Genomic DNA, 22,633 nt, shown 5'->3' on the forward strand with positions numbered 1-22,633 from the left:
GGGATTTAGGGGGCGTTCCTGGATCTAAAAGCGAAGCGAAGCGTTCATCGAACTGCGTTAAATCAAGCTTGAGATCAGGTTTGCTTGGCGATCCAGTCTTGCAAGATGGGGTTGACCAGTTCGGGGGCTTCGTCTTGCGGACAGTGACCGACTCCAGGTAGCGGAATGAATTGCTCGACCTGCGGATAGTTTGCGAATTCTTTGCCCAAAGCGATCGGCTCCCAAGGATCTTTTTCTCCCCAGAGAATGATGGTCGGACAGGGCAGTTTTGGGAATAAATCTTCGGGCAACGGCCCCTGAGAATAGCCCGTGAATGCGACAAAAACGGCGGCGGCTCCCTCGTCTTTGGCTGCGCCCATCAAGAGGTCGATTAGCTCATCGGTGACGGCTTCCGATCGCGCATAGGCCTTGAGCAAAATCTGACGAACGGTTTTGGGTTGAGCCAACTGGTTGAAAAATAAATCTCCGACCCACTTTTGCTTAAGAATTTTCTGCAACACAGGTGCCCCTACTCGCTTGATCCAGGGCTGTCCGACTCGTTTGCGATCGTGCAATAGCCGTAGAGAACAATTGATCAACGCCAACCCTCGCGCGATATCGGGATGATCAACCGCCGCCTGCATCACCACAATACAGCCGATCGAGTTGCCAATCAAAAACGCCGATTCGCCCACCACTTCGCGACAAAAATCGGCAATCTGATCCGACCAGGTTTCAAACGTGTACTCGACTTGCTCGATCGGAATGGGTTTCGCTGATCGCCCAAATCCGATTAAATCGATCGCATAGACGCGACAAGTTTTGGCTAATTCGGGAATATTTTTGCGCCAGTGATAGAACGATGCCCCAAATCCATGAATCAACACAACGGCTGGCCCTTCTGTCCCCTGGGTTTGATAGGCAATCTGGAATCCTTTCCACGTCCAGGTTTTGTAATCTGTGGCAGGGGGCGAAGTCAGCATAACAGCAACCGATAAGTGAACCTATCTTTAAGATTACAGAATTATGAAGTTTTGTGTTGAAACAGATTCTTAACATTTTGCGGTTTCCAGCGATCGAACTTGCCGATACACTAATAAGCTAGAATCCCAATTCCTGAATAGCACTATGGACACGATCGGCACTCAGATTGGCAGCTATGCCCCAGACTTTGAGATTCCTGGAACAGATGGGACGGTTCATCATCTCGCTCGCTATCTAGAAGACTATCGGGCGGTTGCGGTCGTCTTTATGTGCAATCACTGTCCTTATGTAAAGATGTATCTCGATCGTCTCAAACAGATTCAACAGGACTATCGGGCGCAGGGCTTTACGATCGTTGGCATCAATCCCAACGACGCGGATCAATATCCTGAAGACAGCTTTGACAAGATGAAAACTTTTGTCAGAGACCAGGAGATCAATTTTCCTTATCTGCGCGATGTGACTCAAGAAGTGGCTCACACCTTTGGCGCAACCAAAACGCCTCATGTGTTTTTGCTCAATCAGCAGGGCGTTCTCTGCTACAACGGCGCGATCGATGACCGTCCCGAATCAGCCCAATCCGTCCAGCAGGAATATTTGAGAGCCGCGATCACCAAAATCTTGAACGGCGAAGCGATCGTTCCCACATCGACGGAGCCGATCGGGTGTTCGGTGAAATGGCGCGGGCGGTAGGTGAAGGATCTTCATGCAACGTCTGCTAATGCTGGAGAAGCCGATCCTCGCCATTTTTATTTAATGCCTCTAACTAAATTGATAATGGCATTAACTAAGTCTTCTGGCTCGACAGGCTTGGTGAGATGTTGTTGAAACCCGGCTTGCAGCGATCGTTCCTCATAAGTGATGCTTGCGTAGGCAGTGAGCGCGATCGCCGGAATTTGTCCCTCTGGTCGGGTTCTCATCTGCTGCACTAACTCGTAGCCATTGCCCCCTGGCATCGCAATGTCGCTCACCAAAATGTCGGGTCTGAATTTAGACAAGCACTCCAGCGCTGAAACCCCCGATGTTGCAGACTGTACTTCGGCTCCAGACTCTTCTAAAACAAAAGTAATTAAATCCAGCATGTCTGGCTCATCATCGACGATGAGAATGCGAACCCCCGCCAATGAAGTGTCAGCAGGTCGATCGTTTGGCGATTTCTGCGCTGAGTCTTCAAGCTTTGGAAGCTGTACCGTAAACGTCGATCCCTGTCCGATACCGGGACTTTCTACGGTGATAGTGCCTGAATGGAGATCGACCAGGTGTTTGACGATCGCCAATCCCAGCCCCAATCCATCTTTTGACCCTGCATTTTGCTGACCCTGCTGAAATCGCTCAAAGATCAACGGCAAAAACTCAGGCGCAATCCCCTTTCCGGTGTCGTGAATGCGAATCTGTACGCGAGACTCAACTTGCTCTAAGCCAACGGTGACTCGTCCCGCGTGGGGCGTAAATTTGATCGCGTTAGTTAACAGGTTGACGATGATTTGCTGAAGCCGATTTGCGTCACCAGAGACTTGAGCCGTGGGCACCTTTTGGAGTTTTAGCTCGATCGCTTTGGCGGCGGCTGACGGACGCACAATATCGATCGCGGCTTCCATGACTTCGGCGAGATCTACAGGAGCCAAATTGATCTGCAATGTGCCCCTGACCATGCGGGAGATGTCGAGCAAATCTTCGATCAGGCGGATCTGCGTTTGGGTGTTGCGCGAGATGGTTTCCAGAGCCTTTGTGGTGGTTGCGGGATCAAAGGTGCGAGTTTGCAACAGGTTGGCCCAGCCCATAATCGAGTTGAGGGGCGATCGCAGTTCGTGAGCGATAATCGCGACAAATTCATCTTTACTGCGGTTGGCGGCTTCGGCTTCTTCGCGGGCGGTTTGGGCCTCGGTGAGCAAGCGATCGCGGTCTGCTTCGATCCGAATGCGATCGCTAATATCGGTAGAAATTCCGCAGATAGCATAGGTCACGCCTGCTTGATCCAACAGCGGAAACTTGACAGCTACGTAGGTATGAATGCCATCGTCTAGCGGAACTTTTTCTTCTAAAGTCAAAGCCGTCCCCGACTCTAGAACTTGTTGATCATTGAGCCGCAACGCATCTGCAACTTCTTGAGAAAACAGGTCATAGTCAGTTTTGCCGCAGGCCCACTCGTTAGTGACGTGAAACAGTCGCTCACACTCGTGATTTATCAGCAAGTAACGCCCCTGCAAATCTTTGATAAAAATGGCAGCATTAGAGTTGTCAATCAGGGCTTGCAGGCGTTGTTCACTTTCTCTTAGTGCGGCTTCTACTTGTTTGCGATCGGTGACATCTCGACAGGTAATCACCCCGCCTGTGATGTTTTGATTTGCGTCTACTACCGGAAACCCACTGATACTAATCCAGCGTCCTTCTAAAGCGGGATCACGACGGACAAACACTTCGACATCTGTGGCATGTTCTCCTTGCATCGCCCGATATAAGGGAAGCTGTCGATCGGGAAAAAGGGTTTGTTGATCGGGTAAAAAGAGTCCGTAGGTGCGTGACCATTCATCAGACGATCGCTCATTGGTGAGTCGCCCAAAAATCCGTTCGGCTGCCTGGTTAAACAACACAAACTCGCCGCGGGGATTGGCCAAAATCAAGCCGTCTCCGATGCTTTCAATGATCAGTTGTAGCAGGTTAGTTTGTTCTTGCAGCGCGGCTTCGGCTTGCCTGCGTTCGGCTTCAAGCTGTACCCTTTCGCTGATGTCGCTCCAATAGACAGCAACGCCTTCGGGTGAAGGATAGGCGCTGACTTCGATGTGCAGACCCAATGAGGGCGCAAACCCGTCGAATTTGACCGGAATCTGCTCCGCAAACGCACGATGAAGCTCTCGATAAGTCGGCGAATTAGTTTCTACCTCGGCGGGAAATAGCTCCCAAATCGATCGCCCCAGCAGATCGGCTCTTGGTCGTCCTAAAAATTGCTCGGCGGCGTGATTGACATAGGTGTAGCACCAGTCAGAATCCAGGGCGATGAAGGCATCCGTAATGCTTTCTAAAATGCTACTGATCCGTTGATTTGCGGCTTGTAGGGCGAGTTCGGCTTGTTTGCGATCGGTGATCACTTCTGAGAAGATAATAATGCCGCCAATTTCATTGGTATCTGTCCGCCACGGGTGAATTTCCCAGCGCACCCAGTCTACTGATCCATCCGCACGAGGAAACGCATCTTCTTCACAGGTTTCGACCGCTCCCGCGAGACAGCGCTGATGAATGGCTTTCCAGCGATCGGGCAATTCAGGAAAAACCTCGTAGTGCGATCGTCCGATCAGATCTTGACCTGTTAATCCATAGCTCGTAAGCCAACGATCGCTGACCACGATGTAATGCATCTCGCGATCGAACATGGCCACCCCAGCAGGGGCGTGTTTCACAAATAGCCGCAGTTGTGTTTCTTGTTGCCGTAGGTGATCTTCTGACTGTTGCCGTTCCGATTCTCGACGTTTTGCGTCTGTGATATCCATAAAGGCTGCCACACATCCGCGCACGGCTCCCTGTTCATCAAACAAAGGCACCGCATTCACCCACCAGTCAAAGGTTGCTCCGTCCGATCGCACTAGTTGAATCTCAACATCTTGCACGGCTTTTCCTTGAGCGGTTGCCTGCTGCATCGGCAAGTCTTGGGGGGGAATTTCTTCACGATTGCGGAGTTGTCTAAAGGGCAGCGTTTCGGCTTGTTCTCCACTGGCAGAGACGTTGGCATCCGAGGGCACCGAGAGCATCGATTGAGCAAACTGATTGGCGCGAATCACTTTACAGGTTGGGTCGTCTGCGATCGTAATGCCCACCGGAACCGCATCCAGAATCGTTTGCAGTTCATCAACTCGTCGGTTGAGTTCTCGGTTGAGCCGTTGAATTTCTATCTCTGAAGCCTTGCGATCGGTAATATCCCGAAAGTAAACTCCTAAGCCGTCTGTGTGAGGATAAGCATGAACTTCAAACCAGTTGCTAGTTGACTCATAACAAACTTCAAGCGTCACGGCAACCTGCTCACTGACTGCTCGTTGATATTCCTGCTCAATTGCTTGACCCACTAGCGAAGGAAAAACTTCCCAATGCGATTTGCCCAGAAATGCTTCCGGTTCTAGACCCGCCAGTTGCAAAATTACTTGCGCGGCGGCTCGATTTGCATAGGTAATTCGCCAGCCGCGATCGAGGGTCACATACGCATCGGTCATACTTTCCCAGATGGTTGTGATCCGTTGGTTGGTTTCCCGCAGTGCTAATTCGGCTTGTTTGCGTTCCGTGACATCTCGCCAAGAAGCTACAAAGCCATCTCCTAATTTGCTAACGTGCAGATCATAGGCTCTTGTCAAAAGCTGTGCTCCAAACAGGTCGGAGTAGATCAAGTCCTCTCGAATCAGGGGGTCTCCGGTCTCGACGACTCGGCAATATGCCTCAAACAGCCCCACGTCACGATGAGAAGGAAAGGCTTCACACAACTCTCTACCGATGTCAGCGATCGTCATTCGATTGCTCTCTAGGGCGGCTGTATTTAAGTAATCAATCCGAAAATCAACAATCTGTCCCGACTCGTCTCGAACCGATGAGTAGATGCCAAAGCAGTCCAGCATATTCTCGATCGACACCCGAAAGCGATCTTGGCTTTGTTGAAGTTGATGTTTTAATCCAGCGTTTTCGATCGCGCTGCGGATCGTTAGCTGCAACAGTTCGGGGGTGAGGCGGCGTTTGGTCAAATAATCTTCTGCGCCCAGTTTTATCGCTCTGACTGCGAGGCTTTCGTCACCTTCTCCTGACACCATGACGACGGGGGGATGATTGCTACTTTGAGCATTGAGCGCCTCCAAAAACGCCAACCCACTCTGATCGGGCAGCGAATAATCGAGCAAAATGGCATCGATCGCCTGGGTTCGGCAGAGTTCTAAGCCTGCGATCGCGTTCTCTGCTTCCAAAAAGCGATAGACGCAGCTTGAATCTGCGAGCAGACAGCGCCGATATTGCGCTCGGTCTGGGGCAACGTCATCAACAAGCAAGAGGGTATGAACTGGCAGAGTCATAAAAACCTGATGAGCAGTGGGGCTAGGTTGGTGTGATTTTGAGTAGATGTGGTTTTGAGTAGATGCTTAAGTCAATACACCTCCTGCATGAATAGAATTTTGATGTCACCTGCTCTTAGGTCTTGCTCCGTTTGGGTCGGCTTGTGCCCCCTAAATCCCCCATTCTGGGGGACTTTGAAACCGCAAGTCTTGGCTCAAAGTCCCTCACTTGTGGGGGATTTAGGGGGCGTTTCCGGATTCGCGCAGGAAGTCTAATGAAATGTAAATGAGATTTGAGTGTTTTTAGACGTGGTGTACATGATCGACCCACAAAGCAAGTTCAAGGCGATCGGACTCAAGACCTGCGATCGCTTCAGAGGACAATGACTCTATCTCTAGAGGTTGCCAGCCCTTAGTCGGACTCACCGCAAACAGCATTCCGCCCTCTTTGAGCGCCAATAAGACTTGTCTCGCCGTTTCTCTCGTCACGCTGGCATCTTGAGCAATATTTCCGACAGCGATTGGCTGAGTCGGATTACAACAATCGAGAATGTTGAGCGCCAGTTGGTAGGGTTGGTCAAGGTAGGGGCGCACTCGCGCTTGTAGTGCTTGTGGCAGATAGCGACGAAACCAAAGGAGAAATGGAGTCGCTGATTTGATCTTGTTGGTGCTGATTTTATTCATGCGCTCAAGCTCCTAAAAGGGACATGGCTCGATTGTCAGTTAGTTTTGACAAAGGGGACTGCGTGAGTTTCAGTTCACGATCGTTCATTGAATCACGACTATTCATTTTCTCCCCAAAGGATAGAATGCATCCCCGTAGGATGAGAATACCTCTTTAGGCAGACTGCTGCATCTTTTATTTACAAATTAATCAAGCAATAGATTTCGTTAATTTCTCCATAATCGAAGTATTTACGTTTCGTGGGGGTGGGTTGGGTTAGTGGTGCGTTTTGCATGGCTTAACACACCCTACGGATCGATGATTTTGTCCAAACCATTCATTAACAGTCGGGAACGGAAACTCTTAATGTCGTATCTACTACTGATAGATAGCCATACTTTAGCTCTGATATGCCTTATTTATTGCGGTTTAACTGTCTACTTACTTTATTTGTCTTGGTTGGTGTTCAGAATGCTACTTTGATGAGCGATCGCGGGGTTGCTCAGTCGGTTCCTCCTTTGGTTTGCGCTCCCGATCAATCGGTAGAAAGTCGAATATTGACACCATCAGAGCAGGCCCGCACCGCATTAGATAGTAGAGATAGCAAAATAACTTTTGAGAAACTACAAGAAGCCTTGTCGATCGCGCTGCAAGTCGAGCCAACGTTGATTCACCCCGATCTAGTTTCGCAATGGCTTTTGAATGATGGTAGCAGCTCGACTCCTCGATTTGAGCGATTGATCAAACTAGCGGACAACTCACAATCAACGCAACTGCGATCGACCTTAGATCAGCTATTCCAAATTACTCAACGACTCTTTCCGACTCATAGTTTGATCAAAACTCGCGCACTGGCAGCGATCGCTCGTCACTACACCACGCTAGGTCAGCCCCAAACCGCCATCAGTGCCCTCAATCAAGCCCGTGAAGCCGCCCCATTTATTCAAGGAGCAACCTTCAAGGCAAAGGGCTTACTCGACGTTGCGGAGGGATCTGTAATGCTCTCTCAACCTCAAGCGGCACAGTCCATTCTTGAGCAAGTAGAAAAAACAATTCAACAAATACCTGCTGCACAGTCCACTCGACTAGAACTTTTGCAACAGTTAGCTGCGATCTATGCTCAGTCAGGAAACTACGCCAAAGCAAAAGATGTTGCTGCAACCTTGCCCAAAAACTCAGAAAGTCAAGCGATCGCACTGCGCGAAATTGCCAATGCCTACAGCAACGCCCAACAACTCAACAATGCAGAACAACTGATTGCCACCATTACGAACCCGGCTCAGAAAACAATGGCACTCGGACAGCTTGCAGTTGGTTATGGCACAAAGCAACCAGACAAAGCCACGCAGCGGTTTCGGCAAGCACTGCAAGTCGCCAAATCTCTCACGGCTAAGGGTGAGGCATCGCTGCGAGAACTGGTCATACGAGAATTGGTGACAGACTATCTCACAGTCGGGCGACGCGACGAGGCCAAACAGCTTGCACAAACCGATTTGACCTTCTTTCAGCCAGAAGCCTTTAAAGCAATCATGGCGGCTGATATTCAGGCAAAACGGCCCGATCGAGCCACGCAACTTCTGAGCCAACAGTTGAGCCAGATTCAAAATAAGAAAGATGATTGGCAAAGAGCAGAACTAGCCGATCTCATCAGAACTGCCACAGAAGCTCAGTTGTTTGATTGGATCTTACGAGAATGGGCGCGCATTTCTACGATCGACTATGGTCTACAAGATGAACAGATCCAAAAAATTGTCGAAGCCTATGCTCAAAGCGGACAACACACCCAAGCCTTGAACTGGGTCGAGCAGTTGCCGATCGCCAATCGTTCTTTGTTGCGGGTTAAGTTGCGCGCTACGATCGCGCTCATTGCTCATCAGTCTGGACAAACCGCCTGGGCAAAAACCCTCCTTCAGCAAACTCAACAACAAATTGAGCCTCTCGCAAAAGCTGCTAGTGAACGAATTAAACGAGAAGGCGGCGATGTCTCTGAACCGATCGACCTCAAATACATTGGTGTGGGAGCGATCGCGCTGACGTATGCTCAAATGGGAGAAACTGAGACATCGCGCCAACTGCTTGAGCAAGTCGTTCAACTCAATGCCAGCGCAGGTGATACAGGCATAGGGGGACGCATTGACAATCCGTTTACATTGTTTTTGAATGCAAAGCAGGCGATCGGGGCACTCCAACTCGCTCAGGGCACTCAAAATCCCGATGGTCGAGAATATCGCCTACAGTCTGCTGCAACTCTATTGCTCAACCAAAATCGCTTTGATCTAGCCATTCCGATTGTTGATCAACTTACACCAGAAAGGCGCAAAACTCAGCTACTCCTTGCGATCGCACAGCGCTATGTTGAACTTCGTCAATCTGATCAAGCACTGCCAATTTTGGATCAGGCTTTTAAGGTAGCGCAAACGATTCCAGGGGATGAGTCACAAGTTGATCGCCTGGGGGCAGAAGGTGGAACAATCATCGACATGACCGACGATCGCGGGAGTTTGTTGGAAGCGATCGCTGTAGAGTATGCCCGACTAAAGCAACCTGTCCAGGCGCAAAAAGTGGCTAACACACTACAGGACAAGAACAATCGTGAACAAGCGCTACAGCTAATTCAGTGTGCAGCAAGAGCGTGATCTTTGAGTGTGAATTCGATCGATCTCGACATCAAGCGAACTTCTGGACGGCGATTCGCAAGAGCCTTCCTGCGTGAATACCTGTCGATTAATGTTAACGTCAGTTCGACGAATGCTTCCCGCTCTTCGAGATAGCCGCAAGGGGTCGCAGATCCAGAAATGCCCCCTAAATCCCCCACAAGTGAGGGACTTTGAACTAGAATTCTTCTCTAGCCGTGAACAACGAAGCGACAAACTCTCATCGAATTTACGTCAATGTTAGCTTCGCAAGAACCTTCGGAGGGCATCTATGATTGTTGCAGGAAGACTATTAGGCGGCTAACTACAACTCGCTCCGACAAGGACTGATTGACGGGAGCATCCCAATTGTGTAGCACAGTCTTTCTGCCCTCACCCTGACCCTCTCCCCCAGGAGAGGAAACAAGAGATCTGACTCACCTTCTCCCCAGGGAGAAGAAGGGCCTACCGTGTACACACAAGTCGTTGTCGCTTCGTTTCAGGCGGCTTCAGCCCCCTAAATCCCCCAGACTGGGGGACTTTGACAAAGGAAAGATTTCCAAAGTTCAAAGCCAGGACGACGGCTCAAAGTCCCCCATTTTTGGGGGATTTAGGGGGCGAAGGCTCTCAGCAATAACAGATCGATCGACGTGTGCGTACACGGCAGGGCTGGCAAAGCTCTCGCCCCACTTCGTGAGGAGGGCAATCCGAGATTTTACACAATTGGGATGCTCCCTGATTGACCGACAACACTGCAATGAAGGCGGATCAGTCAATCAGTCAGCAACGTCTTATTTTTGACGCTGGCGAACTAGCACTCGCATCACGGCTCCCGGAATCGGCGCAGGTAACAAGGGACTCCAATCAGTCGCCTGGGCAAAGTGTCGAGCGTGGAGGTTTTGCACGGTTTCATTGACACCCTCGACGGAACCAATCACCAAAACCCGCAGCGCTTCAAACTCGTTTGATTGAGGAATCAACGTTTTGGGCAACAGATCTTGTAGTGGAGTGGGAATCGCATCGTGAGAAGGAGATGTGAATGGGGTGACGAATGCTAGATGACGGTCTTCAATCGATTCGAGAATAGACCACAGTAAATTGCACAGCCGAAAGCCAGCGCTCAAAAACGCTTTTTCCATGATCAAATAACTCCAAAATGAGTTTCAGGGTTGTTTGAACGCCCAAAAACTAGTCGCCCCGACAATCAGCGCAAGTCAGAGCGACCGATGGAGTGGTAAGATCCTCCATTAGCCCTCTTGACTGGGAAGATCAGTCTTGTGGGTTAGCCGTCCTCGGTTGCTGTGAACAGCCTTGGGCGGCGACGAACTAGATTTTGGGTGTTCGGGGCTATTTTATCAAACAGCCTTAAGTTGAGAGAATATCGGGGATTGGGCGGCGCGTCAAGTAGTTTGACAAAAGTTTAGTGGTGATGGTTGGTCAAAAGTTTAGTTGTAATGCTCGGTTACCACGGACTTCCGATCAGGGTGAAGGCAGACCAGTAGTAGGGGTGAGACAGCCGATCGCTGACGATCGAGAGATCTGTAGGCAGGGGCGATCGTCCACCTGACCAGATTAAATCACCCGACTGTAACCGGACTGTTCCTTTAAGCATTGCGATTTGCGCTCTCCGCAGTCCTTCGGCTTTGATTGGGGCTTGCTGCAATTGTTGATAAAATTCTGCCATGAGTCCAGAAGTGCCTTCGTCGCTAACATTCCACAAGCTTGCTAACGCAGATTTTACGCCTGCCTGCACCGCAAATCCGGCAAATCCTAGTTCGGCATCTCGGCTCCCGACCGCCATTCGACAAGCACTGAGAACTAACAATTCGACAGGGGGTGTGTTCCAACCGAGTTGTCTAATTTGATCGAGGCGCAGTTTGGTATCGCTGAGTTGAATGTAAGAGTTGCCGATCGCCCCTGGTAAAAATTCCCCATGAGTCGATAAGTGAATGATGCCAAATGGTTGTTGTTCACGTTTGACTTTGAGATTGTTGAGCGTGAAGCTTTCGTTGAGCAAAGTATCGCCAAACCACAGTTTTTGGATAGTTGATAGCTCGATCGCAACAGACGGTAAAGGATTTTGATCTTGAAACTCAGAGGCTCCTGCCGCAAGGACTTCAGCATTTTTTAAGCGCACAAACCGAGTGTCTGTCAAACTAAGACTAGGCATAATGCCAACACTGTAGTTCTCAATGATGAAACTTTGACCATCGTGAAGGGCGGCGATCGGCATTAGTCGCAATCCAGAATCTACAATAAACGCCAAATTTTGAATGCCATTAGCTTTAAGCTCAGACTCAATCGGAGCAATCATCCATTGATAAAGCTGTTGGGCTGAAGTCAAGTAACTACGAGTGCGCGTCTTACTCGGATCAGAGACCTCGTTGCGAAATTGTTGGGCGGTTTTGAGAACGAGCGATCGAGTAGCGGCTGAAATGCGTTTGCGAATGGGTGGTTTTGTTGCAGTAACTAGCAGGATTTCTAGTCGATCGCTCTCTGGTTGACCTAAGTCTACTCCTGGCGTTTCTGGGCTAAAGGTCAGGTAAAGTAGCGCTGGTTTGACTCCTGTCTCTGACTGAACTTGCAGCAAGTTGTTTTGAGCTTCTGGTAGCGTAACAGTGGGGGGAGCCGTGGGAAGTGTCAGGTAGTTGGTGAATTCGTTGGTGATGGCAGCTTCTAGCGGAGCCAAAGTGGAGTCAATCAAAAGGGACGGCGGAGCAGCATTGGGCAACTCCGTAACACCAGGAGTCCGTTGCTGAATCTCAGGCACACCGGAAATGTTAGATTGAATCGTTGAATTAGGCGCGATTGGATTCACTACCAGATTCGCACTAGGATTTACGATTGGAGTCACCACCGGATTCACGACTGGATTCACAATTGAATTAGACACTGCGGCAGTCACAATTTGAATGTCAGCAGGAGGATCGCCTAACCTGAATAAACCTGTCACCGATCGCAAGGGTAATTGAGTCTCATTTCCCGTTGTAATAGCGCCCACTGTGCCATTCGTTGTAGCATCTCCAATCATAAAAGGAGTGTTTGGTGAACTACGATTAGCCCGAATCGAAATAGCTCCGCCGCGAAGACCTCCAGCCGTCGAGATACTAGAATCGATGCCATTGCGATCGCGAAAGGCTCCCAACGCCCGGAAAAAGCTGTCTGTGATAATGTCCACCTTGCCGCCGATGGCTGCCCCTTGAGCATTGATCGACTGCACAACAATATCCACTGCTGGATCGAGGAGAACGTTACCTCCATTTCCAACCGTAGAACTAGCGTTCAAACTGCCTGTGGTGATGCGATCGCGAGCAACGAGTGCGATGTCTCCTCCATTACCAACTGTGCTACTAGAATTGATATCGCCAGCATTAATAGAGTTAGCTTGCAGGTTGATGCTTCCAGTTCCAACAATGTTGAAGCCTTGACCATCAATTGCTCCCAGTGTTCTGATCGTGACAGGTGAAGTAAAGGTAAGGTTATTGGCAAACGTGATTGAACCATTGCTTGTAGTTCCTCCGATCGTCACTGATCGAAATCCAGGAACAAGGGCTTGCAGAAAGCTTTGGGAGAGAAATTGAGCTTCTGAATTGTTGCCAAGCTGAATGTTGAGTGTTGGGGTGAGGGGTTGTATGAAAAGATTGCCTGTGCCGGAGAGTGAGAGTGGCGACAAGCGATCGGCGGTCAGATTAATGTTTCCTGCTTCTGAAGTGATTGTTCCAGTCCCTCGTGAATCTGAGAGGGTTGCAATTCCAGAATTGCCTGTGCCCGTCAGATTGATTGTTCCGCCTGCTGAATTGACAGCACTATACAAGCTAATGCCACTCCCATCTGTTCCATTCGTGGTGCCGTTGACTGTGATGGTGCCGCCTCCCGAATTAATCGGGGCAAAGCTAATCACGCCTTCTGCTTGTTGGCTCGTGCCTGTGAGGGTGATATTGCCACCTTGCGAGGTCACTGAGTTGCTGATTGTGATTCCTACACCCCCAACTCCTTGAAACCCAGCCGACGCACCCAGGGTAATGTTACCGCCCCCAGAGCTAATCGGAGCAAAACTAGCGATTCCTGTGCCATCTGAATTCGTTGCTGTGAAGGTAATGTTGCCGCCCTGAGATGAGATTAAGTTTGAGACTCTGATAGTAGAAAGCGCTTCCAGCCCAGTGGACGTACCCGTGAAGGTGATGTTGCCGCCGCCAGAATTGATGGGCTGAGAAACTACGATCGCCGAGGGCACCCCATTGCTCGAACCATTGACTGTAATATTGCCGCCTGCGGTCGCGATCGGTTGACTAATTGCAATTCTGCCATCCCCGATACCATTACTGTCGCCATTCAAAATTAAGCTCAGTCGATTGCTCGTTGAAGTAATACTGCTATTAAGCGTAATGTCTCTGACGGCATCTAATCGTAGGGTTGCATCTGTTCCAGCCGTTTTGCTAATCGGTGAGTTTACTAGAATATCTCCAGCATCATTTCCAGCAGTATTCGTTGTAATCGCGACAGAAGTTCCTGCGTTTAAGGCAGTGTTAATATTTGCGACATCAATTTGATTTGGGCCGAGTGGCATTCCTCCGATTGGAGCGGTAATGGTGATGTTTACGGGGTCAATCAGCCAAGTGCCACCCAATCCATTCACCGCGCTGGCATCGGGCGTACTGGTGAGGTTGAGAGTTTGGCGGCCAGAGGTTTCAATTAAGCCACCGTTACCCGAAATCGAGCCGCCTCTCGCTGTGAAAATACCGTCTAAATTGGTGGTCTGATTTGCCCAGGCGATGATGGTTCCCCCGTTGCCTTGAGTCATGCCATCTGCTCGAATGATAGAGTTGCGATCGACCCAGGTTTCTAACGCAGGCACCGTCCCTTTGCCCTGATAGTCGCCTCCAATCCGAACAGTCCCGCCACCCTTGATCCCAGAAGCGTCGAGGTTAGCAGAAATGAGCGCCACTCGATCGCCCAACACATTGACCGTTCCTCCTGTTTGCCCTGTGACGTTTAGCGTTCCCGATGCGATCGCCGTTCCCGAATTAGCTGGAATCCGCAAGCCTGAACCCGTTAGCTGAATCGTGCCGTCAGAATGGGTCGTGACTCCGGTGGCATTGATGACCCGATCGCCCGTCAAAAGTTGAGGCAAGGTCGCAGACGCGATCGGCTGAAATTCTAAGCTTAGTAAGCTGCCCTGTTGGGTGAGGCGAACGAGATTAGAGTGGGGGACGGCAGCGATCGTAATCTGTCCTTCTGGAGCGGTGAGCGTTCCCAGATTGAGAACAGTGCCACCGAGAAAGGTCAGGCTTTGTCCAGGTTGTACGGCGAGATTACCCAGATTCGCGATCGTGCCTCCTGTCAAAAAACTAAACTGATTGGGACTTCCGAGCAACGCTGCGTAATCATTTGACCCAACCGAATTAAACCAGCCTCCATTTGCAAATCCGATTCCATTCGCTGTCGTCGCTGTGAATGCAGCAGGCACATTCAAACTAGCAGTTGGATTAAAAATAATTCCCGCTGGATTGATTAGAAACAGATTAGAACTGCCACCGCTAACTTGAATCAACCCGTTAATCGCAGAAACATCGCCACCGACTACACGACCCAGAATATTACGGATTGCAGGACTAGATAGAAAATTAGCCACCTGTCCTTGATCTAACCCAAAGCGATCGAAGCTCTGAAACAGATTTGCCCCATCTCCAGAAAGCTGACCTCCACTGATGTTTAGCTGATTCCCGTTGGGTGTGACGATCGTTCCGGTGCCGTCGGCGGCAGGGGTAATCGACTGGGCGCAAACCATCGAAGGAGCCAGTAAAAAGCAACCGCTTAACAGAACCAGTATTTTCTGAACGACGCTCATTTTGCACCTTCACAGCATTGAACGATAGGTTTGGTTGCGATCGCTTCTAAATCTACAGTCTTTAGCAAAGCTGTCCATTCGGCTGTCAGTTGAGAATCATTAGAAGAGCGGCGTTTGAGATCTGCAAGCGTTGTGACCGCATCTTCCCAAAATCCGGCTTGGGTATAGAGGCGCGACTGTTGCCCGGTTTGCTGAATTTGCTGCATTAAACTAGATTGAGCCGTTAGGCGCACGATCGCACCTGACACAAACTGATTTGTAGACGCATCTTGGCGATCGCACAATACGACAAAAGTCCAGTGATAAGATTGATCGATTTTTAGGGGCGCTTCGGTCGCCGGGAGACGAACGCCAATCACCCCAGCAGGCGCATTGGTCAGTCGCAGAACGATTTGCTGTTGGACGTAGTTGCGATCGGTCGGATCGGGGTCATCTCGCCTCAACTCAGCGGGGCGATCGGGCGTGATTGCATAGGGCACATAAAACCAGAGCGTGGGATATTCAGCCGTCGTCGTACTCACCAAAAAGCTACTTCCCGCAGTTTGATAAAGCGGAATCAGGGCTGTGAGAGGTGGATTCATCGCTTGACACGTTCCACTGCGAATGGCAGCTCCCCGACGGCGACCTGCGGCAGGAGCAGAAGACGGACGCGAAAAAATGGCTCTGACTCGATTAAAAAAGTTGACAGACTGCCCCTGAGCCGGGAGAGAATAAAATCCAGAGACTGCGATCGTGAATGCTAGAAGCGATCGAGATAATACCTGGTTCAAAATCATGATGACCCCGCAACGAGTTTCAGGAAAAAATGCTTTACGCAGGCATAGGTCGATAGTTCTTTACCTGATATTGTCGAATGGTGACATACATTGCACCTGCACCTGTTAATACCAGCGACAACATTGGAGGAATCAGCGGCACCCACACAGAACCCACAACTAAAAATCCCCAACAACTCACCAATAGAATCACGATCGCACCTCCTCCTGCCAACACTAGCCTGATTGGATCACGAATAAAATAGACGATCGTGCCGCCAACCAATCCCCAAACCAAAATCCAAAGTGCATCTCCCCACGGGGCCCAAACCGTTAGTAGTGAACGCCCATTCAATACAGCACTGAGAATCTGACTTACCATCTGTGCCTGCACTGTTACGCCTGGAAGGGTTTGATAAGGAGTCGTGTGGTAGTCGTTTACGCCAGAAGTCGCCGTTACGCCAATCAGAACAATGCGATCGCGCACATTTTTTTCGGAGAGCTTGCCTTTGAGAACGTCTTCCACAGTGACTCGTTGAGCCAAATTTCTCGCTCCGTCTGGCGTGGCCCGATAGTTGAGTAACATCTGATAGCCTGATGCGTCGATCGCCTGATAACCATTACTAAAAGCGCCGAGTCGAGGAAAGACCACCTGCCCCAACTGTAAATTTTCTTCAGAAAACAATGGATCGCGATACGCAATCTTACCGCCAGACTGCAATTCTAAATAACGCCGAGCTAATACCAGACTGAACGCTTGAGTCGAAGCACAAGAAGCATTCGGAACCGCTTGCTGAGTCAATAAATGTCGTCGGACTCCGTTATCTTGATCAAGCACCACATCGCCAAATCCCACCCGCTGAGAAGACACCTCTGGCGGCGGCGCAACTCCAGAATTGATAACGGACTGCTGAGTATCCGTTTCAGGAACTTTACAGAGGGCAATCAAACGATCGCTCCTGAGTTGTTTTGCTAAAGAGACGGGATCAGCTTTGAAATCTCGGTAGATATCTAGTCCAATCAAGCGAGGCTGATAGCGTTCTAGCGTTTCAAGTAGTCGAGTTAGGGAGCGATCGGACAGCGTACCTTTTCCTGATTCGTTGCGTTGGAGTTGTGCCTGAATGTCATCATCGGTCATTTCTACCACCAGCAAACGAGAATCCGGCGGCTCAGTGGGGCGAAGCTGCATGAATTGGTCATAGGCTTTCAGTTCTAACGGTTCTAAAATGCCTAAAAACCGAATGCCCATTAGCAAAATGGTGGCGATCACGCTCGTTAAAACGACTGTCTGGGGCGTAGGTTGCAAATGAGGAGACTTACGGCTGGTTGTAATGTATTCGACTTGTAGATCAGTCGGTCGGGGACTTTGAGTGTGCCCTTGTTTGAGCCATTCTTCTGACTGATTTAAATCACTGCCGCGCAACAGAAAACTGGGATCACGCTGCGATCGCTGCCATTCAATGGCTTTCATCAACAGCCGAGTATGGTTGCGAACATAGGGTAAGTCGGTCTCGATCGCAGTCACTAATCGCTCAACAGCAGTTTCAAAATCATCACTGTCGCGCATCAAAACCCAATTGTGAGAACTCATCGCCGGATGAACGAGGGCTGCATCAACTTCCTGATACAAAATAGGAACCAGCCGCTTGTTGTGTTGAATGGCGTGTTCAATTTCTTGAGTACACACCGCCGACGCGATCGAGGTTGGACTAATCACAAAAACAAACGTGTGAGCCGATTCGATTCCGGCTTCGATCGCTTTCCACCACTTTTCAGTTGGGAGAATGCCTTGCCAATCGACCCAGGATTTTTGATTTAATCGATTCAGCGCTGCGTGCAAATTTTGAACAAATGCCTTGTCTCGTCGCGAATAAGAAATGAAGACAGCAGGTGTGACTTCTGACAACGTGGGATCTGAAGCAGAATTGATCGCCTGATTGCGGACGCGCTGGGGGGAAATACGGGGCAACATAAGAGGTTAGGTAGACGCACAGGATTCGGAGCTTGGACAAATGAGGGGTTTAAGAGTCAGCAAACCCACCTTGCAATCAGAGCTACTCTCAAGCGTAAATTGATACCCGATCGTTGGCAACGATAGCGCTCCTTCAATATGCTGTGTAATTTAGTACTAATAAAAAATTAGTGACGAAGCCGTTACACAATTGATTGTGATTTGTATCGTAAAAACTTACTGTACGGTTAAGGTTTTTGTGCCTGTTGTGGTTTGAACTAATTGTACTAAAAGCAAACTTGGCGATGAATAAAAACCGATGTAACTGAACAACATTCTGTCTTGCAGCTTTTTAGGATATGAGGTCACAGTGAATATCTCTACGTGGCTACCAGGATATTTTTTATCGCTAATGATAACCTTTGATACAGGTTTCTGGAAAGCCGTGAAGGGGAATGCTTTCATAGAAAGAGACCTTTGGATGAGTAGACCATGATCAGACTGCGAACAAAGTTGTTGGTGTTGGGCGTGTGGGTGGCGTTGGGGGTGAATGTTCAAGGCGTATCAGTGACGCAGCGCGAAGTGCAAATTCCGACTCCAGACGTGGCCGCACAGCAAGCAGAAAAAATGGCCCCGGAAGCGATCGCACAAGTTGAGATTGATGAAGTGATTCGCGATCGATTACGATTTGATCCGCAGTGGCAACCGATTTTACAAGCGATTCGAGAAGATATGATCACGCTAAAATGGGGCGACGGAAAACTCAAGAATCCAGTTTGGCAACGCTACGGTGAAAAAGCTTATCCATTGTTGGAATACTACAGTCATACGGGCGATGAAACTCGTCAAGCCTATGGAATCGCTGGAATTATCAACTTAGGCAAACCCTACACAACGCTGTGGCTGACGCAGCAGATTCAACGTCGCGCTGGGGGCTACAGCTTTGAGCTAATCAGAAGTAAGCCTGAGACGCTCTACGGGGCCAATTCCTACGAAAGTGAAGACGAGAAGGTTTGGCAAGAACGATTTGGCTTAAATGATCCCCAATTTCGAGCAAACCTGATTCAACTCGCTAAAGCAAACTTAGAACCGCTCAATTCACCTCGCTATTACAATCAGTTCAATTTAGCGTTGCTCTCAGTGTTGGCCGACCGTAGCCCCTACGATTTGTCAGAGCGAGAAAAATCGATTCCGAATCTGTCTCAATGGACGAAGTTTGAACGAATCACTCAGCCCACTTCAAATCAAATTCAGCAGGCGATCGCAACTTACCGTCAGCTTCCCACAGATGCCAGAGAATACATTCTAGTCAAACGATTGGGCGAGGTAAAGGCTGGAAAAATCTCGGCGCTGGGTAAAGGATTGCTAAAAGCGATCGCAACTTCTCAAGACTCCGATCGCATGTGGGCAATTGCCGAATTAGATCGACACGGTGATCCTCAAGCCTCAGCGCAGCTCCAACAGATTCTCAATGGCAATTTACGCGAACTGCATCAGCTCACTAAAACCGTTTTTTACGGATTCACGCAAGACGAACTCGATCGCGGCCCTCACGCCTATTATCTTCTGGCGGGAATGGCTCAAAAATATCCGCAGTCAAAATTCATTCAGGCTTGTAAAGAGTATGGGAATTTGACGGGGCGATCGTACTTTGGGGGTGAGTCTCGCAGTCCGCAAATTTTGGCTCAGATTCGCAAAAAAACCGCCGCCCAAAAAACACAAGCCTGGACAACTTGGCTGAGTCGTTACGCAGACCATCCAGGTGCTGACGACGCGATGGATTTTTTGGCTCGAAGTCTACAATCTCAGGGCGATATTTTGGGTGCAATGCGCGTCTGGCTTAAGCTGATGACCACGCCCACCGGGGACAATGACGCTCGTTATTTAGCCTATCCCCATGTACGAACACTGCTGGATGTCGGCCTGTCTGCCGAGCAGATTCAAACGTTGTTGAATGAGAAAGAGACGGCTGAAATTTCACCTTTGCTGCAATATGCGTTATCGGTAAAGTATGCCCGATCGCACAATTACGCAAAAGCATTAGACACGTCAGAGCAATTAGATCTCACAACGATGCCAACTCGCATTTTAGACAGTTATTACAGCGCAAACTGGGCTTGGTGGGATGATACGAAAGCGAATCAAATTCAGAAAGAAATGCAAACGATGTTAACAGAGCAGCGACAACGCTGGAGAGATCTTCTCGCTTTGCAAAAACAAAACACGGTTGAGTCACGCTACCAGATTGCCTCCAATTGGGGCGGAGCAGGCGGCTGGAAAAATGGCTACCTTTCCCTCTGGGACGAAGGCCGCACCTATTACTTACCGATGACTTACAGCACGAGTACGCGCTATCCCGTTGAAGACAACGATCGCTGGGATTGTCGCTATTGGTGGGCCTGTGATCTCGGCAAACGGGGAGAAACAACCGTACGAACCGCCTATCAAACGGCGAGTCAAAATGCAGTCGCGATCGCACTTTATCAACAGTTATTAAACGATCCCAAAACATCACCTGCAATCCGAGAGAAAACGCTGTATATGACGGCAATGACACTCTTATGGCAATGGGAAAATCACAACCCTGACGAAACGCTGCGAATTCATCCACCAGTAGGGGTGCCAATGGGAGGTAAAATCATTGATCAATACAGTGGCGAAGCGTCCCCTAATATTGAAAGCGTCTACCAGAGTCGAATTGACGGCATCATTACCGAACTACAGGTGAAGTTTCCCAACAGTGCTTATACGGATGATCTGCTGTTTTCCAGCTATTTTCTCAGTGGTCGATCGACGTATCTCAAACAGTTAATTGATCGATATCCCACCAGCGATCGTGCTCAAGAAGCAAAGTTTCTATTAGCGCACCCAATCGCCAATCGAACTTTTTAGTCCACGGTTAAAATCAGACCGCACACTAGAAAGCGTTGGATGTGATATCGACCGTAACTGCCTGGGGAGAAGATGCGATCGCTCGATCTCCCCGGCATTGCTGAACCTAGATATGAATCGTTGAGACTGGAAGTTTGGAAGTCTCCCAGAGTTGGGGTTGGGAGGCAAAAGTCCTAAACATCAAAGCAAAAAATTATCGAACTCAGGCTAAAAAGTAACCACCAAATAGGGAGCTTCAAACTTGCCCAACTGGATGGGCTGACCCCGAAATTCGGGGGGTAAAAAGATGTTGCGTCGCTGGTCGCCTGCTTCGATCGTCAACTCAGATCCAAATTGAGTCAGCTTCACCTGCTTTTTGGTAAATCCTGGCAAAAATACCTGCACCTGCCGCTGTTGTAGATCAATGGTTACAGGTTCTGGAATGGAAGCCGTCGCCATAAAATCGGGAAGCGCCTTGATGACTTCATCCCACGCTTCTGAGTGCAACTTGGGTAGAGCATTCACGCTTAGAGGCGCAAAGGCGTGTTCTAGTTCAAATAGTTCGCTCTGAGAATTTGCCACCAAAACGCCGCTGACTCTCAGATTGACCTGTTGAGCACTTCCCCAAAGCCAACGAGCTTCTGCGATCGCGCTCGGTTCATCAGTGGTTATCAAATAAGCGGTGAGCCTTTGAGGATCATTTACCACGGCGACTCCTTGAGTAATCCATTCCCGAATGCGATTCATTTCCCGTTCCAGTTTTTTTCTATCTACGTTGGCGGTAATCAGGGCACTGGCGATCGGGCCGCCGATCGAGTCAGCAATTTTGCTCAAGTCGATCGCCTCAAATACCTGACGAAACCGCTTAAAGTACCAGCCCAAAACATCGGGCACTCCTAACAGTCGCAGCGTTTCCAGGTCGCCCCGTCCGTTGTAAATAATCACATCATAATCACCACTCATGTAGTACTGCCGCAGCGCATTAAACGCCAGCACACTGTCAAAACCCGGTAAGATGATCAACTCGCCAGGATACACTTCCTCAGAAAACGAGGGAATCGGAACATACAACGCAATCAGTTCTTTGAGTTCTTGCCAGGACTGCTCTAATAAAACGGTGGTTTGTAGTTGGACTGCCTCTAGTTTGGGCGCGATGACCTGGGGCTGGGCTGTGAGCGGCATGTTGAGAAGCAGTTCGGCAGCGGGATTGGGGCTGTGCGTGACTAGTAGAACGCGCTGTTGGCGTTGAGCAAACCACTTGGCGGTGGCGATCGCGATCGGAGTGTGCCCCACGCCTGCCTGACCCAAAAAGGTGATAATTCTGCTCATGTGGCAATCCTAAATTATGGATAGGAGCATGGCGGAATGAGGTCAATTTAGTGTTGCTAAATGAGTCGGTAGAAAACTCCCCTAGAGAACCGGGTAGACAGGGGTCGCCATCATGACCTAACTAGCAACACTCCGCATTCGTCTAGACTAGGGTTCTAAAGAACTAAAGCAAGCGGCCGCAGCGATCAAAAAAGGAATGCCAGGAACCAGAGGAAGAATGACCCCAATCACGCCAAGGATTGAGAATGCAACTCCAGCAGCAATGCGTCCTGCGTTTCTAATTTGCTTAAACATTTTGCAGTCACCCGATAAAGAATCTGTGTCTTTAGCGTACCAGAAATTGATTTATTTGAATAACCCTTTTAATAAAACTCGTATTCATTTTTTCTCACCTCAGTATTGACTACACTTATATTAATCGACTGAATTTTCTAGCCTTAAATCTGATTAATCGCGATCGTGCATTCGATTCTCATGACTCTATCGTTACGATTAGTAAATCCTTTATCTTTGTGATATCTAACCATCAATTATCTATAGATAACTCCCCTGCTTGACTGACAAAACTAGGAAGCCGGAATGCAAGAGAGGACAGTAAATT

Annotated in this window: 12 protein-coding genes; 3 read left to right on the forward strand and 9 right to left on the reverse strand. The window is 49.4% G+C overall.

What is annotated here, in order from left to right:
• Window positions 1-74: 74 nt before the first annotated feature.
• Complete coding sequence (locus ACKFKF_RS27580) at window positions 75-962, reverse strand: alpha/beta fold hydrolase (RefSeq protein WP_446870577.1); 888 nt, start codon at window positions 960-962, stop codon at window positions 75-77.
• Between the two features lie 145 nt (window positions 963-1,107).
• Here ACKFKF_RS27580 and ACKFKF_RS27585 point away from each other — a divergent pair, with 145 nt between their 5' ends.
• Window positions 1,108-1,656 carry a thioredoxin family protein gene (locus ACKFKF_RS27585; protein ID WP_446870578.1) on the forward strand — a complete coding sequence of 183 codons (549 nt, stop codon included), beginning with the start codon at window positions 1,108-1,110 and terminating at the stop codon, window positions 1,654-1,656.
• Window positions 1,657-1,712: 56 nt separating this feature from the next.
• Here the strand turns inward: ACKFKF_RS27585 and ACKFKF_RS27590 are convergent, their stop codons facing one another.
• Together ACKFKF_RS27590 and ACKFKF_RS27595 are read right to left on the reverse strand one after the other, a co-directional pair.
• Entirely contained in the window at window positions 1,713-6,002 is a 4,290-nt protein-coding gene (locus tag ACKFKF_RS27590; protein ID WP_446870579.1) for a PAS domain-containing protein, read from the reverse strand.
• A 282-nt stretch (window positions 6,003-6,284) separates the two neighbouring features.
• Window positions 6,285-6,665 carry a hypothetical protein gene (locus ACKFKF_RS27595; protein WP_446870580.1) on the reverse strand — a complete coding sequence of 127 codons (381 nt, stop codon included), beginning with the start codon at window positions 6,663-6,665 and terminating at the stop codon, window positions 6,285-6,287.
• Window positions 6,666-7,055: 390 nt separating this feature from the next.
• Between ACKFKF_RS27595 and ACKFKF_RS27600 the strand changes: the two genes are divergently transcribed.
• Window positions 7,056-9,281 (forward strand): hypothetical protein, encoded by a 2,226-nt coding sequence (locus tag ACKFKF_RS27600; protein ID WP_446870581.1) that lies wholly within the window; start codon window positions 7,056-7,058, stop codon window positions 9,279-9,281.
• Window positions 9,282-10,069: 788 nt separating this feature from the next.
• Here ACKFKF_RS27600 and ACKFKF_RS27605 read toward each other — a convergent pair.
• From ACKFKF_RS27605 to ACKFKF_RS27620, 4 genes are all read right to left on the reverse strand, one after another.
• A complete protein-coding gene (locus ACKFKF_RS27605; RefSeq protein ID WP_446870582.1) occupies window positions 10,070-10,417 on the reverse strand; it encodes a hypothetical protein in 348 nt (115 codons plus the stop codon).
• 323 nt (window positions 10,418-10,740) lie between these two features.
• Entirely contained in the window at window positions 10,741-15,126 is a 4,386-nt protein-coding gene (locus ACKFKF_RS27610; RefSeq protein ID WP_446870583.1) for a CHAT domain-containing protein, read from the reverse strand.
• Window positions 15,123-15,902, reverse strand: coding sequence for a DUF928 domain-containing protein (locus ACKFKF_RS27615; RefSeq protein ID WP_446870584.1), 780 nt, complete (start codon window positions 15,900-15,902; stop codon window positions 15,123-15,125). The genes ACKFKF_RS27610 and ACKFKF_RS27615 overlap by 4 nt, the downstream gene beginning before the upstream one ends.
• A gap of 34 nt (window positions 15,903-15,936) precedes the next feature.
• Window positions 15,937-17,853 carry a CHASE2 domain-containing protein gene (locus ACKFKF_RS27620; protein ID WP_446870585.1) on the reverse strand — a complete coding sequence of 639 codons (1,917 nt, stop codon included), beginning with the start codon at window positions 17,851-17,853 and terminating at the stop codon, window positions 15,937-15,939.
• 471 nt (window positions 17,854-18,324) lie between these two features.
• Between ACKFKF_RS27620 and ACKFKF_RS27625 the strand changes: the two genes are divergently transcribed.
• Window positions 18,325-20,724 (forward strand): hypothetical protein, encoded by a 2,400-nt coding sequence (locus ACKFKF_RS27625; RefSeq protein WP_446870586.1) that lies wholly within the window; start codon window positions 18,325-18,327, stop codon window positions 20,722-20,724.
• Between the two features lie 207 nt (window positions 20,725-20,931).
• Here ACKFKF_RS27625 and ACKFKF_RS27630 read toward each other — a convergent pair whose 3' ends face one another.
• Window positions 20,932-22,032: a Get3/ArsA fold putative tail anchor-mediating ATPase NosAFP gene (locus ACKFKF_RS27630; RefSeq protein WP_446870587.1), complete on the reverse strand. Its 1,101-nt coding sequence runs from the start codon at window positions 22,030-22,032 to the stop codon at window positions 20,932-20,934.
• Window positions 22,033-22,179: 147 nt separating this feature from the next.
• Window positions 22,180-22,326 carry a DUF454 family protein gene (locus tag ACKFKF_RS27635; RefSeq protein ID WP_446870588.1) on the reverse strand — a complete coding sequence of 49 codons (147 nt, stop codon included), beginning with the start codon at window positions 22,324-22,326 and terminating at the stop codon, window positions 22,180-22,182.
• Window positions 22,327-22,633: the final 307 nt, after the last annotated feature.

It is taken from the genome of Phormidesmis sp. 146-12, from assembly GCF_052939495.1.

Coding starts and splice junctions, on each gene's coding strand:
- ACKFKF_RS27580 (WP_446870577.1), bottom strand. CDS start 962: ATGCTGACTTCGCCCCCTGCCACAGATTACAAAACCTGGACGTGGAAA.
- ACKFKF_RS27610 (WP_446870583.1), bottom strand. CDS start 15,126: ATGAGCGTCGTTCAGAAAATACTGGTTCTGTTAAGCGGTTGCTTTTTA.
- ACKFKF_RS27605 (WP_446870582.1), bottom strand. CDS start 10,417: ATGGAAAAAGCGTTTTTGAGCGCTGGCTTTCGGCTGTGCAATTTACTG.
- ACKFKF_RS27625 (WP_446870586.1), top strand. CDS start 18,325: ATGATCAGACTGCGAACAAAGTTGTTGGTGTTGGGCGTGTGGGTGGCG.
- ACKFKF_RS27590 (WP_446870579.1), bottom strand. CDS start 6,002: ATGACTCTGCCAGTTCATACCCTCTTGCTTGTTGATGACGTTGCCCCA.
- ACKFKF_RS27600 (WP_446870581.1), top strand. CDS start 7,056: ATGCCTTATTTATTGCGGTTTAACTGTCTACTTACTTTATTTGTCTTG.
- ACKFKF_RS27615 (WP_446870584.1), bottom strand. CDS start 15,902: ATGATTTTGAACCAGGTATTATCTCGATCGCTTCTAGCATTCACGATC.
- ACKFKF_RS27630 (WP_446870587.1), bottom strand. CDS start 22,032: ATGAGCAGAATTATCACCTTTTTGGGTCAGGCAGGCGTGGGGCACACT.
- ACKFKF_RS27620 (WP_446870585.1), bottom strand. CDS start 17,853: ATGTTGCCCCGTATTTCCCCCCAGCGCGTCCGCAATCAGGCGATCAAT.
- ACKFKF_RS27595 (WP_446870580.1), bottom strand. CDS start 6,665: ATGAATAAAATCAGCACCAACAAGATCAAATCAGCGACTCCATTTCTC.
- ACKFKF_RS27635 (WP_446870588.1), bottom strand. CDS start 22,326: ATGTTTAAGCAAATTAGAAACGCAGGACGCATTGCTGCTGGAGTTGCA.
- ACKFKF_RS27585 (WP_446870578.1), top strand. CDS start 1,108: ATGGACACGATCGGCACTCAGATTGGCAGCTATGCCCCAGACTTTGAG.